Genomic DNA, 13,690 nt, shown 5'->3' on the forward strand with positions numbered 1-13,690 from the left:
ATGAGGGGAATTTGATGGAGCGAGCCGATTGATCGCGATCCCCGGCGCGGCGAGACTGACACCATGAGCGGACTCCTCGCCGAAAAAGTCGTGCTCGTCAACGGCGGCACCCAGGGCGTCGGCGGCGCCGTCGCCCGCGCCGCGGTCCTCGCGGGCGCCGATGTGATGGTCACCGGACGTCGCCGCGATGCGGGAGAGCGCTTCGCCGCTGAGTTGTTGACCCTCGGCGGACGGGCGCAGTTCACCCAGCTCGATCTCGCCGACCCCGACCAGGCTCGCGCGTCGGTGGCCGAAACCGTCACCGCGTATGGGCGTATCGACGGCCTGTGCAATGCCGCCGGTCTGACCACGCGCGGCTCCATCACCGACACCAGCCCGGAACTATTCGACGCCCACATGGCGGTGAACCTGCGCGGGCCGTTCTTCGCAATGCAGGCCGCCATCGAGGACATGCGGGCCCGCGGCGTCGCCGGCAGCATCGTCAATATCGGGTCGACGTCCGCCCACGGCGGGCAGGCGTTCCTCGCGCCGTACGTCGCGGCGAAGGCCGGCCTGACGGCGCTGACCCGCAACGCCGCCCATGCGCACCGCTGGGACCGGATCCGGATCAACTGCCTCAATATCGGCTGGACCGAAACCGAGGGCGAAGCCGAAACCCAACGCAGATTCCACGACGGCGGCGCCGACTGGGCGGAGCAAGCCGCCAAGAACGTCCCGATGGGCAAGCTCGGGCAGCCCGACGAGATCGCCGACATGGTGGTGCTGCTGCTGTCCCCACGCAGCGGGGTGGTCACGGGATCGGTCATCGACTGGGACCAGCTGGTCCTCGGCGGGCTGGACTGACGGCGCCATGGACGACCGCGCCCGCGAGACCCTGGCGAAGCTGACGACGGCCGAGAAGGCCTCCCTGACCAGCGGCGCCGACTTCTGGACCACCACAGCGATCGCGCACGCCGGGATCCCGTCCGTCATGCTGACCGACGGTCCGCACGGACTGCGGAAGCAGACGGGCAGCGCGGATCATCTCGGGCTGGGCAGCAGCGTTCCGGCGACCTGTTTCCCGCCCGCGGTGGCGCTCGCCTGCGCCTTCGATCCAGAACTCGCCGAACGGGTCGGCATCGCCCTCGGTGTGGAATCGGCCATCGAGAACGTCGCCGTGATCCTCGGCCCGGGCGTCAACATCAAGCGCTCCCCGCTGTGCGGTCGCAACTTCGAGTACCTGTCGGAGGATCCGTTGGTCTCCGGCGTGCTGGGCGCCGGACTGGTCCGCGGCATTCAATCCCGGGGCGTCGGGGCGTCGCTGAAGCACTTCGCGGCGAACAATCAGGAGACCGATCGGATGCGGGTCTCCGCCGACATCGATGAGCGGCCGCTGCACGAGATCTATCTCCGCGCGTTCCAGCGGGTGGTGACCGACGCCCAGCCCTGGACGGTGATGTGTTCGTACAGCCGCATCAACGGCGTGTACGCCTCCGAAGACCACCGGCTGCTCACCAAGCTGCTGCGCGACGACTGGGGTTTCAACGGTCTGGTGGTCTCGGACTGGGGTGCGGTGGATGACCGGGTGGCCGCCCTCACCGCCGGCCTGGACCTGGAAATGCCCGGCGGCAGTGGGCACTCCGCCGAGCGGATCGTCGCGGCGGTCGCCGACGGACGCCTGCCCGAATCGGTGCTGGATTCCGCGGCGGCCCGGGTGATCGCCCTCGCTCGCAAGGCCGAGGCCAGGATCCACCCGTCGCACAAGCTCGACGTCGACGCCCATCACGCGCTGGCCCGTGAGGCCGCGGCTCGCTCGATCGTGTTGCTCAAGAACGACGGCGGACTACTGCCGCTGGATCCCGGCCGCCGCATCGCGGTGATCGGCGAGTTCGCCCGAACGCCGCGCTTCCAGGGCGGCGGCTCGTCGCACATCAACCCAACCAGGGTCGACTCCGCGCTGGACGCCCTGGCCGCGGTGGCGGGCGACCACCTCCGGTTCGCGCCCGGTTTCGGCTTCGCCGCGGCCGACGACGCCGCGTCGCTTCGCGATGAGGCCGTCGCGTTGGCGGCGGCCAGCGATGTCGCGGCGGTGTTCCTCGGGCTCACCGAGGCGGAGGAATCCGAGGGCTTCGACCGCACCCACATCAACCTGCCCGCCGCGCAGCTCGAATTGCTGGACGCCGTGCTCGTCGCGAACCCGAACGTCGTCGTGGTGCTTTCCAACGGCTCCGTGGTCGCGCTGCCGTTCGCCGACCGAGTTCCGGCGATCGTCGAGGCGTGGCTGCTGGGACAGGCCGGCGGATCCGCCACCGCCGACGTGCTGCTCGGCGAGGCGAATCCGTCCGGAAAGCTCGCCGAAACCATCCCGGTCCGGCTGGAGGACACCCCGGCGTTCGGGAACTTCCCGGGCTCATTCGGGCACGTCCGATACGGCGAAGGCGTCTTCGTCGGCTACCGCTGGTACGACCTGCGCGAGACGGCGGTGGCCTTTCCCTTCGGCCACGGGCTGTCCTATGCGGTGTTCGACTACGGCGTCGCGCAGGTTCACCTCGCCGATGACGGGGACCTGTTGGTGACCGTTCCGGTCACCAACACCTCGGATCGCCCCGGGCGCGAGGTCGTCCAGGTGTACCTCGGGCTCGACGACTCGGCGGTGGAGCGCCCGCCGCGGGAGTTGAAGGGCTTCCGGTCGGTGGAGATCCCCGCCGGTGAAACCGTTGAGGTCACCGTCACCGTGCGCAGCGCGGACCTCGCCTACTGGGACACCCGCGTCGGGCGCTTCGTGGTGGAACCGGGGACCTACCGCGTCGACGTCGGCGCCTCCAGCCGCGACATCCGCTCGACCAGCGTGGTCGACATCGCCGGCGACGACGTGCGCGTCGCGTTGACGGAGCATTCCTCGCTGGCCGAAGCGGCTGCGCATCCCGTGGTGGGCCCGGCCGTGCGGGCTTCGCTTCCGAAGGGAATCTTCGGCGCGAGCGACGGCGGCGCGAGCGACGGTGAAGGGTTCGCCGACGACATGGTCCTGCAGATGATCGGGTCCATTCCACTGGGACGGCTGCCCGGCTTCCCCTCCGCCGGGGTCACCGCGGATGACATCCGGAAGTTGATCGCCGCCGCGAACAGCGCCGAGCCTCCAGATTAGAGACAAACTAGTTCGTTTGGCTCTCTGCTAGTCTCGGAGGCATGCAGAATCCGGATTCGCTGACCCAGCGGTTGATGCGCTCGGCGCTCGGCGTCGCGGCCGACAACCTGGGCCCGGTGCTCGAGCTGTACCGCCCGTATGTCGACGGCCTGGAGAACCTGCCGGCCGACGGCCGATTCCTGCTCGTCGGCAACCACACCCAGGCCGGCTTCCCCGAGGCCGTGCTGCCCGCCTATTACATCCGCCACCACCTCGGCCGGCAGTTGCGGCCGCTGGCAGACCGGCAGTTCGGGAAGATGGGCGGGCCGCAGGCCGACCTGCTGGCGGCGTTCGGCGCCGTCGTCGGCTCCCCGGAGTCCGCGTCGCAACTCATGCGGGAGAACCGCCCGATCCTGGTCTTCCCCGGCGGCGGTCGCGAGATCGGCAAGTTCCGGGGCGAGCAGTACCAGCTGCGCTGGCACAACCGGTACGGGTTCGCGCGCGTCGCCATCGCGCACGACTACCCGATCGTCACCGCCGCGCTCGTCGGCGGCGACGACCTCTACACGCCGCTCACCAGCCGCGACGGGCTCTACGGCCGGGCCAGCACTTGGATCACCGAACGACTCACCGGGCGCTCCGACATGGCGATGCCACTCATCCGTGGCATCGGGCCGACGCTCATCGCCCAGCCGCAGCGGATGTACCTGCGGTTCGGCCCGGTGGTGGACACCACGAAACCGGCCGATGTCACCGAGGCGGCGTGGGTCACCACGGTCAAGGACCGGGTCCAGGCCCAGCTGGAATCCGAGCTCGCCGCGTTGCAGCGGCTGCGCGAATCGGATCCCTACCGTTCGCTGAACCCGTTGTCCTGGACGTCCGCGCTGATGCCGACGGCCTGATGCGCAACGGGGAAGAACTGCGCGGCGAAATCCTGACCGCGGCTCGGGAGGAGTTCGCTCGGTACGGTCTGGCCGGCGCGCGCATCGACCGGGTGGCGAAGAACGCCCGCGCCAGCAAGGAACGCCTGTACGCCCATTTCGGCGACAAGGAGACCCTTTTCCGGGAGGTGGTCACCGCCGACGCCGCCCGGTTCTTCACCGCCGTGCTCCCCCGTCCGGACGCGCTGGCCGAGTTCGTCGGCGAGATCTACGACCTCGCCCGCGCCAACCCCGAGCATCTGCGGATGGTGACCTGGGCCCGGTTGGAAGGCCTCAGCCTGCTGCCACCGGACACCCCCGCCGTGCCCCCGCCGGCCATCGACGTGGTCGCCACCGGGCAGAGATCCGGCCACATCGACGCCGGCTGGGACCCGGAGGAACTGATCGTGATGCTGTTCGGGTTGGCGCTGTCCTGGGCGGGCTGGCCGCACCCGGCCGCCGGCGCCGACGACGCCGCCGTCGTCGCCGGGCGCAGGGCCGCGGCCGTCGAGGCCGCCGCCCGGATCATCGCACCGAGCCGGCGCTGACGACTGCGCGCCGAGCGTTACTTCTCGATGATCAGCTGGCCCTCGGCCAGGCATTCCGCGGTGATGTCCCGCTCCACCGAGGTGGCCAGCGGGCGCTCCCGAACGAAGCACATCGCGAGCGCGGCGGCCAGCGCCAGCGGAACCATGTAGGCGAAGATCGGCAGCAGCGCGGTGTTGTAGGCCTCCACGATCTCGACCCGGACTGCGTCGGGCAGGTGCGCGACCATCGCCGGGGTGAACGAGTGGGTGTCGACGCCCCCCGCGCCGGCCGGTAGCCGCGCGGAGAGTTGGTCGACGAGGCGCTGCGCGAACACCGAACCCACCACCGCCGAGCCGATGCTGGCGCCGACCTGCCGGAAGTAGTTCGTCGACGCCGTGGCCGTGCCCACGATCGACGCCGGGAAGGCGTTCTGGACGATCAGCACCAGGATCTGCAGACCCATGCCGATCCCGATCCCGATGATCGTCAGGCACCCGCAGATCATCCACAGCGGGGTGTCGGTGTGCGCCGCGGAGATCAGCGCCAGTCCGATCGCCATCAGCAGCGCGCCCGCGATCGGGTACCGCTTGTAGCGTCCGGTCCGCGAGACCAACTGGCCGGTGGTGATCGACGCGCCCAGCAGACCACCCATCATCGGGACCATCAGCATCCCGGCCTGCGTCGCGGTGACGCCGGCCGACATCTGCAGGTAGGTCGGCAGATAGCCGATGGCGCCGAACATGGCGACACCGAACAGCAAACCCGCGACCGTGCTGAGGGTGAAGTCCCGGTCCTTGAACAGGTACATCGGGATGATCGGTTGGGCGGCCCTGGTCTCCGCGAAGACGAACAGCGCGCCGGCGATCACGGCGGTCGCGATCAGCCCGAGAATCTGCGGCGAGTCCCACGGGTAGGTGCCACCGCCCCAGGTGCAGACCAGCACGATCGCCGTGGTGGCGATGGCGGTCAGCATCGCGCCCAGGTAGTCGATGGTCGGCCGGTCGGTGCGATCCGCGCGCGGGATGCGCAGGAAGGCGATGACAGCCAGCGCCGCGGCGACGCCCAGTGGCAGGTTGATCCAGAACGCCCACCGCCAGCCCGGGCCCTCGGTGAACCAGCCGCCGAGTAGCGGTCCGGCCACCGAGGACACCGCGAAAACGGCGCCCATGATGCCCATGTAGCGGCCGCGTTCGCGGGCGGGCACGACGTCGGCGATGGCGGCCTGGGACAGGATGATCAACCCACCGCCGCCGAGGCCCTGGATGGCGCGGCCGACGATGAGCCATTCGATGTTGCCGGCCAGCGCCCCCACCACGGAGCCGACGATGAACAATGAGATCGCGACGAGCAGCACCGGTCGTCGGCCCAGCAGATCGCCGATTCGGCCGTAGACCGGCATGACGATGGTGGACGCCAGAATGTAGCTGGTGATGACCCAGGTCATCTGGTTCACGCCGTGCAGGTCGCCGACAATGGTGGGCAACGCCGTGGAGAGCACAGTCTGGTTGAGCGACGCGAGCAGCATCGTGACCATCAGGCTCGCGAAGAACAGACCGAGGTGCTTGGTGGCCCCGGTTTCACGTGGAACGGTGTCGGTGGCTGTCACGCCAGCTCCCGGATGGCGTCGCGGAAGGCCGCGATGGACGCCTCGATGGCCGGTGAGTCCGCGGATTCCAGCGCGTGCGGGTCACGGGAGTAGGCGTGGCGCAGCACTGCGCTCGCGAGCATGGCCAACACCCCCGGGGGTTCGGCCGGCGCGCCGAGCGCCGCGGCCCGCTCCCCCAGCACCGTCTCGGCCAGCGCCTCGGCGGCGGCCATGTGCTGGGACATCCGTTCCCGCAGCTGCGGGTATTGCGCGATCAGCGCGCGGCGCTGCGCGACCGCCACGCCGTCGACCAGGGTGGAATGGATGATCGACACGATGAGCCGGACGGTGCGGCTGAACCGGTCCCCGTCGTCGGAGTCGTAGACCGCCAGGACCTGCTCGGACACCGTCGGCGGCACGACACCGAGCACGGCGTCCTCCTTCGAGGCGTAGTAGTTGAAGAAGGTCCGCCGCGACACCCCGGCCCGCTCAGCGATCAGGTCGATGGTCGCGTCGCCGAACCCGGCTTTCTCCGTCAGCGTCACCGCGGCGTCATTGAGGTCCCGCAGCACCTCGAGTCGCCGTCGTTCGCGCAGCCCAATCGTCGTGCTCATATCTTTACGCTAATGCAGTATTTGCATCAGTGCAACAAAAAGTCAGACGCGGCCGCCCAGGTGCTTGCCGAGGAACTCCGTGATGGCCGTCCAGATCGCCAGGGTGTTCTCCGGGTTGACCGCGCCGTGGCCCTCATCCGACTGGATCAGGTAGTCGACCTCCACGCCGCGCGCCCGCAGCGCCCGCACCAGATTGTCCGACTCGGCCTGCACGACGCGGACGTCATTGGCGCCCTGGATGACCAGCAGCGGAGTGCGGATCTGGTCGACCTGGGTGATCGGCGAACGCGCCATCATGTCGGCCAACTGCTCCGGATCGTCCGGGTCGCCCACGTAGAGATGCCAGTTGTTGGCCAGGTGCGGACGCGCGACAGCGGGCAGGGTCCGCATGAAGTTGGAGAGGTCGGAGATCCCGACATAGTCGACGGCGGCGGCGAACACATCCGGGGTGAAGGTGACCCCGACCAGCGCCGCGTATCCGCCGTAGGACCCGCCCAGGATCGCCACCCGCTCCGGGTCGGCCAAACCCCGGTCCACCGCCCAGCGCACCCCGTCGATCAGGTCGTCGTGCATCTTGCCGGCGAATTCACCAATGGCGGCCTTCATGAACGCCTTGCCGTAGCCCACCGAGCCGCGGAAGTTCACCTGCAGCACCGCGTATCCGCGGTTGGCCAGCACCTGGGCGCCAGCGTCGTAGATCCAGCTGTCCCGGAACCACGGGCCACCGTGCACCACCAGCACCAGCGGCAGCCCGGCGGGCTCCACCCCCGGCGGCAGGGTCAGATAGGAATGCAACTCCAAGCCGTCACGCGCGGTGATGGTCACCGGCTCCATCGGCGCGAGTTGCTCCGGATCCAGGTCGGGGTACGGCCGGAACAGCAGCCGGTGCTCGCCGGTCTGATGGTCGTAGAGATAGGTCGCCCCAGGATCGCGATCGTGGACAAAGCCGACGATCCAGCGTCGGCCCTCTTCATCGGAGGAGATCCGGCCGATATCCCCGTCCGAGAGCTTCGCCAGGTTCTCCAGCACGTCCGCGAATCGCTCGTCGAGCGCGCGAATCACCTGTCGCTCACGCAGATAGCGCACACCCAGCAGGTCACCGGTGCGGCGGTCCTGAATCAGCGCCGCCGGGATGACAGGGCTGACCAGACCGCGTGGGTCGACGTCGAATTCCGGGTGGCTGTCCACCTCGGTTTCCACGCCGGTGCTCAGATCGATGTGCACGATCTGCGTCCGGTCGGTTCCCCGATAGGAACCCGCCCACAGGCCGGTTCCGTCCGGAGTGATCACCAGCGGATGGACGCCGGTCGGCCAGTCCGCGCCGTCGAACGTCACGATGGGGCGCAAAGCCCCTGTGCCGCTGTCGTATTCGGATATCTCCAGGTTGCCGTCGTCGTTCAGCGCGGTGGCCAGCAGATCACCCTTGTCGCTGGACAACCAGCTGGTGATGTGGCCCGGGTTCTCGGCGAGGAGGGTGAGTTCGCCAGTCGGGATATCAAGCTCGTAGGCGTCCATCTGCGTCGGAATGCGCCTGTTCGTCAGAATGGTGGTCTTGCCGTTCTTGACATCTCGCACCGGGACGGCCAAGGCGCCGGGGAAGGGCGTCAGATCGACCGCGCCCGCCTCGGGATCGTCCAGGTCGACGCGGAAAGCATGCCAGTTCTCATCCCCGCCGGTGTCCTGCAGGTAGATCATCCAGCGCGGATCATCGGTCCAATCATAGTGGTGCACACTGCGATTCGCGTCCGCGGTCACACACCTAGGCGCCGGATTCTCGGCGTCGAGGTCTTCTACCCACAGGTTGAGGCGGTTACGCCAGGGGGCCAGGAACGCCATCCGGGTTCCGTCGGGCGAGATGCTCGCCATCGTGCGCTCCGGCGGACGGAAGAAGTCCTCGACGGCGATCAGGTCGGGCAATGCCACGGTGTTGATTCCAATCCGATTGGGGACATGGATGATTCAGGAGGTGACGGGTCCGCCCAGCCGGCCGTTGGTGGCGTCCCGGATCGCTCGGTCGATCAGCGCCAGCGCCTCGGCCTGGCTGATCTTCTCCTTCTCGAGGATGGCCCTGCGGCCGACGTCCTCGTCGATGACGCGAAACGCCGCAGACACCGCGGCGGCGTCGAGGCGCACCGTCAGATCGTCTTCGGGCACCCCGCGTCGGCGCGCGACGATCGGAACGAACTGCCGCTCCATCTCGTCGTGCACCATCAGGAACCCGCTGCGAAGGGCAGGCTCGGAGACCGAGAGGGTGATGATCCGCAGCGCGCTGATCTCGTCGGCGAGTTCCTGCTCGGTGAGCGGGTTCGCCGCGAGATCGGCGGCCATGTGATCGACCAGCGACAATTCCGCCGGCCAGCGCCGCGCCTGAGCGACGAACCGCTGCGCGGAGCGACCCAGGATGGGCTCGACGCAGCTCTCCTTACAGCGGAAGTACCGCCAGACGGTTCGGGTGGAAACGCCTGCGGCAGCGGCGATGTCGTCGCCGCTGGTGCGCGCGACTCCTCGATCCCAGAACAGCGCGCAGGCGTGCCGGGACACCTCCAGGCGCGCCTGCTCGATTCGGGACGACGCCGACTCGGCGACCACCTTTACCACCTCCTGTCACTTAGTGACAGGTCCAATGTGGCACTAAGTGACAGCTTCGTCAAGGAGGCCCCACTAGCTGCGTAAATACGCCAGCACCGCGAGCACCCGTCGGTGTTGCTCGTCATCCGGCGGCAGCACGAGCTTGGCGAAGATATTGCGAATGTGCTTCTCCACCGCGCCGTCACCGACGACCAGGGCACGCGCGATATTGGCGTTGGATCGGCCCTCCGCCATCAGCGCGAGCACATCACGCTCCCGCGGGGTCAAATCCCGCAGCGGATCGTCGCGGCGGCGCCGAACCAGCAACTGCGCGACCACCTCTCGGTCGAGCACCGCGGCGCCCGCGGCCACCCGTTCCAGCGCGTCCAGGAACTCCTCGATCGCGGTGACCCGGTCCTTGAGCAGATAGCCGACGGCGCCGGAGCCGTCGGCGAGCAGATCGTCGGCGTAGGAGACCTCCACGTACTGCGACAGCACCAGGATCGGCGTGCGCGGCGCCCTGCGGCGCGCTTCCACCGCGGCGCGCAGCCCCTCGTCGGTATGCGACGGCGGCATCCGGACGTCGACCACCGAGATGTCGGGCCGGTGCTCTTCAATGGCCGCGACCAGCGCCGGCCCGTCCCCCACGGCGGCGACCACCCGGTGCCCGTTCTCCGTCAGCAGCCGGATCAGACCTTCCCGCAGCAGCACCGAATCGTCGGCGACCACAACCCTCAACACGGCAGCCGGGCCCCGATCGTCGTCGGGCCGCCGCCCGGGCTGGAGATGCTCAGCGCGCCGCCGAGGGCCCGGACCCGGTCGTCCAGGCCGGCCAGGCCGTGCCCCTTATCCAGCTGCGCGCCGCCGACGCCGTCATCGGCGATCTCGACGCGCAGCACGCCCTGCTCCCGTGCCACCGCGACCCGACACCGCCCGGCGCCGCTGTGTTTGGCGACGTTGGTCAACGCCTCGGCGACGACGAAATAGGCGGCGGACTCCACCGCAAGATCCACCCGCCCCTCGGCGGCGCCGAGCGTGGGGTCGACGTCGAGGCCTGTCGGGACGGAGCACCGCACGGCCAGCGCCGACACCGCGCCGGGCAGACCGCGGTCGACCAACACCGGCGGGGCGATACCGCGGGACAGCGCCCGCAGTTCGTCCAGGGTCTCCTGGGTCAGCCCGAGCGCCTCGTCCAGGGCCACCGGCAGCGCCTCCGGATTGCGGTCCACCTGCTGGCGGGCCCGACTCAGGTCCATCGCGAGCCGCACCAGCCGCTGCTGCGGGCCGTCATGGATGTCGCGCTCCAGGCGGCGCAGCGCCGTGGCCTCCGCCGAGGCCGCCGCCTGCTTCTGCTCGGTCAGCACCGAGATCGTCTGGCGCATCTCGGCCACCCCGACCAGCAGCAGGCGGCTCACCGACGCCGCCAGCAACGCGCAACCGCGCACCACGAGCGGCAGGGTGAGCAGGCACAGCACACCGACGGCGGTCTGGAAGGCGACGCGCGCGGCGGTGCTGTCACCGAGCCCGATCAGCTGCGCCAGCGACTGATTGTCCGGGCCCCGCGGGATGGCCCAGTCCCAGGCGATGGTGGTGACACCGGCCAGAGCGACCGCCCACCAACTCACCACGACACAGAAGGCAGCTGTGGCGACGGGGAAGATGACGATGCCGTGCGCGGCGTCGAGCCAGGACTGGGTCGAGGTGATCGGCGTGAGAATCCGCCGCCAGAAACCGGATCCCGGCTGGGCGCTCGGATACGCCGGCCGGATCGGCGGCCGGCGCAGCACAGCGGGGATGCGGTACCGCTCGATATCGGCGAACACCCTGGCCACCAGCAGCGTCACGGCGATCACCAGCAGCCCGACGCCGATCACCAGGGTGCCCAACCCGGCGGCCAATCCGGTGACCAGCACGCTGAAGCTCGCCACCGCGAGCGGGAAGCCGAGCAGGACGTATCCGGTGTCGATACCGAGCTGGCGCAGGAACCCAACGTTGTCACTCATGCTTCTGACGCTAGGCATCGGTCGGCTTCGCTCCCATCTGGCGGGCCCGCCTCTTCAGGGTAGGGCTATCCCCACCGCGGGTGGCCCCGCGGCGCTTGTAGCGTCGACGGGATGACGGTGTCCTCGCCGGCGCTGAAACGGTGCGCCACCGCAGCGGCCGTCGTGCTGGGCCTGGCCGGGCTGTCGTCCTGCGCGACGCCGGCGCCACCCACCGCCACGATCACGTCCACCACCACAACGGTCTCGCTGCCCCATCCGGTCCCGACGGCGCCGCCCTCGACGACCCCGCCGGTCGGGGACATGCCCGCCATCGCCGAGGCCGTGAACAACGCGATCGCGGCCCCGCGGCTGCCGGGCGCGGTGGTGCAGATCGGGCACGGCGGCGAGGTCGTCTATCGGCAGGCCTTCGGGGTGCGCAAACTGGCCGGCGAACCGGGCCTGGATGGCAAACCGTCGGCCGCGGAGCCGATGACGCTCGACACCATCTTCGACATCGCCTCTCTGACAAAGATTTTCGCCACCGCGACCGCGGTCATGCAATTGCAGGAACGCGGCCTGGTCCAGGTTGACGATCCGGTCCAGACCTATCTGCCGGAGTTCAATCCCGACGACGATCCGGAGCGCTCCGCGGTGACGCTGCGGATGCTGCTCACCCACACCTCGGGCCTGGGTGGCGATCTGAGTCATCAGGGGCCATGGGGGTTGACGGCGGCGGACCGCGCCGACGGCCTGGCCCGCGCCCTGGCCACCCCGCTGGAACCGGGTCGCGCCGGAACCTTCCACTACTCCGACACCGGCTTCATCCTGCTCGGGGAGCTGGTGGAGCGCGTCAGCGGCGAACCCTTGGACGAATACGCCCGCACACACGTGTTCGAGCCGCTGCGCATGACGGACACCCGGTTTCTCCCGCCGGCCAAGGCGTGCGGTCCGCGCCGGATTCTGGGCAACGCGGTCTCCTTCGACCCCGACGCCACCGAGGTCCCCGAATGCGCGGGGGACAGCTGGGACATCAACCTGCTGGCCCGGATCGCCCCGACATCGCTGGACGAGGAAGGACCGCCGGAGCTCAATCCCGACTACGGCCACCTGATCCGCGGGACGGTGCATGATCCGACGGCGCGCCGGATGGGCGGCGCGGTCGGCAGCGCGGGAGTGTTCTCCACGGTGACCGACCTGGGCCGCTACGCCCAGGCGCTGCTGGATCGGCTCGCCGGGCGCCCCAGCGCGTTTCCGCTGCGGCGCGACACCCTGGAATCGATGACCACCCCGCAGCAACCCGACCCAGACAACCTGCGCGGCTTCGGGTGGGACATCGACACCCCGCACTCCGGCCCGCGCGGCCGGATCTTCCCGGTCGGCAGCTTCGGGCACACCGGGTTCACCGGGGTGACGGTGTGGATCGATCCGGGTTCGGATAGCTACGTGATCGTGCTCGGCAATGTCATCCACCAGCGCGGCGGACCGCCGATCGTCCGGCTCAGCGGGGAGATCGCCACGCTGGCCGGACAGGCGCTGCATCTGTACGGCAACTAGTCCGGTTCCGTTGCCGGAACGCCGCATCGGCGCGGCTCGAAGGTGGAAGGCTTGAGCCCATGACCTCCCCCTTCAGCTTGAGCGGAAAAACAGCACTGGTGACCGGCGGGAACCAGGGGCTCGGAAGGGCGTTCGCGCTCGGCCTAGCCGCGGCCGGCGCGCAGGTCGCGTTCTCCGGACGACGGGAGGAAGCGAACCTGGCCGCGGCCGCCGAAGCGGAGAAGCTCGGCCACACGCTATTGCCGATCACCGCCGACATCACCGACGACGCCCAGGTCGACGCGATGACCGAAGTGGCCCTCGCGGGCCTCGGCGGCCGCATCGACATCCTGGTCAACAACGCCGGAACCTGTTATCACGCACCGTCTTTCGAGGTCACCGACGAGCAGTGGGCGAACGTCTTCGACCTCAACGTGCGAGCGTTGTGGAAGACGTCGCTGGCCGTCGGCGCGCAGATGCGCGCCCAGGGCGGCGGTTCCATCGTCAATATCGGCAGCATGTCCGGGGAGATCGTCAATCGTCCGCAGTGGCAGCCCGCCTACAACGCCTCGAAGGCAGCGGTGCACCACCTGACCAAGTCGCTGGCCGTCGAATGGGCTCCGTACGGCATCCGGGTCAACGCGGTGGCGCCCGGCTACGTCAAGACCGAGATGGCCGACGTCGACCGACCCGACTTCCAGCGGTACTGGATCGAGGACTGCCCGCAGCAGCGCGCCGCCTCCCCCGACGAGATCGCTCCAGCGGTGGTGTTCCTGGCCGGCGACGGCGCGTCGTTCATCACCGGGTCGATCCTGGTCACCGACGGCGGGTACACCGCCGTCTGAGTCAAGCTGCCG

The 13,690-nt window shown here is 69.4% G+C and carries 12 protein-coding genes; 6 read left to right on the top strand and 6 right to left on the bottom strand.

Going from position 1 to position 13,690, the window contains the following annotated elements; all coding sequences use genetic code 11:
* Positions 1-63 precede the first annotated feature (63 nt).
* Genes L2Z93_RS18755 through L2Z93_RS18770 form a run of 4 tightly spaced genes read left to right on the top strand, consistent with a single transcriptional unit; the run spans position 64 to position 4,571 of the window.
* Positions 64-843 (top strand): SDR family oxidoreductase, encoded by a 780-nt coding sequence (locus L2Z93_RS18755; RefSeq protein WP_090587738.1) that lies wholly within the window; start codon positions 64-66, stop codon positions 841-843.
* A gap of 7 nt (positions 844-850) precedes the next feature.
* A complete protein-coding gene (locus L2Z93_RS18760) occupies positions 851-3,124 on the top strand; it encodes a glycoside hydrolase family 3 C-terminal domain-containing protein (RefSeq protein ID WP_090587735.1) in 2,274 nt (757 codons plus the stop codon).
* A gap of 41 nt (positions 3,125-3,165) precedes the next feature.
* Entirely contained in the window at positions 3,166-4,005 is an 840-nt protein-coding gene (locus tag L2Z93_RS18765) for a lysophospholipid acyltransferase family protein (protein ID WP_090587732.1), read from the top strand.
* Positions 4,005-4,571 carry a TetR/AcrR family transcriptional regulator gene (locus L2Z93_RS18770; protein WP_090587730.1) on the top strand — a complete coding sequence of 189 codons (567 nt, stop codon included), beginning with the start codon at positions 4,005-4,007 and terminating at the stop codon, positions 4,569-4,571. Before L2Z93_RS18765 ends, L2Z93_RS18770 begins: the two co-directional genes overlap by 1 nt.
* Positions 4,572-4,588: 17 nt before the next feature.
* Here the strand turns inward: L2Z93_RS18770 and L2Z93_RS18775 are convergent, their stop codons facing one another.
* The 6 genes from L2Z93_RS18775 to L2Z93_RS18800 form a co-directional block, all read right to left on the bottom strand.
* Positions 4,589-6,157: an MDR family MFS transporter gene (locus tag L2Z93_RS18775; RefSeq protein ID WP_370745919.1), complete on the bottom strand. Its 1,569-nt coding sequence runs from the start codon at positions 6,155-6,157 to the stop codon at positions 4,589-4,591.
* On the bottom strand, positions 6,154-6,750 hold the full coding sequence (locus L2Z93_RS18780) for a TetR/AcrR family transcriptional regulator (protein ID WP_090587727.1): 597 nt from the start codon (positions 6,748-6,750) through the stop codon (positions 6,154-6,156). Before L2Z93_RS18780 ends, L2Z93_RS18775 begins: the two co-directional genes overlap by 4 nt.
* Before the next feature lie 42 nt (positions 6,751-6,792).
* Positions 6,793-8,673, bottom strand: coding sequence for an alpha/beta hydrolase family protein (locus L2Z93_RS18785; protein ID WP_090587724.1), 1,881 nt, complete (start codon positions 8,671-8,673; stop codon positions 6,793-6,795).
* Between the two features lie 36 nt (positions 8,674-8,709).
* Complete coding sequence (locus tag L2Z93_RS18790) at positions 8,710-9,339, bottom strand: TetR/AcrR family transcriptional regulator (RefSeq protein WP_234786061.1); 630 nt, start codon at positions 9,337-9,339, stop codon at positions 8,710-8,712.
* A 72-nt stretch (positions 9,340-9,411) separates the two neighbouring features.
* The gene (locus tag L2Z93_RS18795) at positions 9,412-10,056 is read right to left on the bottom strand and encodes a response regulator (RefSeq protein ID WP_090587906.1); all 645 of its coding nucleotides are present in this window, start codon (positions 10,054-10,056) and stop codon (positions 9,412-9,414) included.
* Positions 10,053-11,321: a sensor histidine kinase gene (locus L2Z93_RS18800; protein ID WP_234786060.1), complete on the bottom strand. Its 1,269-nt coding sequence runs from the start codon at positions 11,319-11,321 to the stop codon at positions 10,053-10,055. The genes L2Z93_RS18795 and L2Z93_RS18800 overlap by 4 nt, the downstream gene beginning before the upstream one ends.
* Before the next feature lie 111 nt (positions 11,322-11,432).
* Here L2Z93_RS18800 and L2Z93_RS18805 point away from each other — a divergent pair, with 111 nt between their 5' ends.
* Together L2Z93_RS18805 and L2Z93_RS18810 are read left to right on the top strand one after the other, a co-directional pair.
* The gene (locus L2Z93_RS18805; protein ID WP_090587718.1) at positions 11,433-12,854 is read left to right on the top strand and encodes a serine hydrolase domain-containing protein; all 1,422 of its coding nucleotides are present in this window, start codon (positions 11,433-11,435) and stop codon (positions 12,852-12,854) included.
* A gap of 59 nt (positions 12,855-12,913) precedes the next feature.
* Positions 12,914-13,678 (top strand): SDR family NAD(P)-dependent oxidoreductase, encoded by a 765-nt coding sequence (locus L2Z93_RS18810; protein WP_090587715.1) that lies wholly within the window; start codon positions 12,914-12,916, stop codon positions 13,676-13,678.
* Positions 13,679-13,690 lie beyond the last annotated feature (12 nt).

The sequence above is a fragment of the Mycolicibacterium brumae genome, assembly GCF_025215495.1.
Taxonomy (GTDB): domain Bacteria; phylum Actinomycetota; class Actinomycetes; order Mycobacteriales; family Mycobacteriaceae; genus Mycobacterium; species Mycobacterium brumae.

Excerpts from the sequence above, each read along its gene's own strand:
- L2Z93_RS18805 (WP_090587718.1), top strand. The coding sequence starts at position 11,433 with ATGACGGTGTCCTCGCCGGCGCTGAAACGGTGCGCCACCGCAGCGGCC.
- L2Z93_RS18810 (WP_090587715.1), top strand. The coding sequence starts at position 12,914 with ATGACCTCCCCCTTCAGCTTGAGCGGAAAAACAGCACTGGTGACCGGC.
- L2Z93_RS18755 (WP_090587738.1), top strand. The coding sequence starts at position 64 with ATGAGCGGACTCCTCGCCGAAAAAGTCGTGCTCGTCAACGGCGGCACC.
- L2Z93_RS18780 (WP_090587727.1), bottom strand. The coding sequence starts at position 6,750 with ATGAGCACGACGATTGGGCTGCGCGAACGACGGCGACTCGAGGTGCTG.
- L2Z93_RS18765 (WP_090587732.1), top strand. The coding sequence starts at position 3,166 with ATGCAGAATCCGGATTCGCTGACCCAGCGGTTGATGCGCTCGGCGCTC.
- L2Z93_RS18770 (WP_090587730.1), top strand. The coding sequence starts at position 4,005 with ATGCGCAACGGGGAAGAACTGCGCGGCGAAATCCTGACCGCGGCTCGG.
- L2Z93_RS18800 (WP_234786060.1), bottom strand. The coding sequence starts at position 11,321 with ATGAGTGACAACGTTGGGTTCCTGCGCCAGCTCGGTATCGACACCGGA.
- L2Z93_RS18760 (WP_090587735.1), top strand. The coding sequence starts at position 851 with ATGGACGACCGCGCCCGCGAGACCCTGGCGAAGCTGACGACGGCCGAG.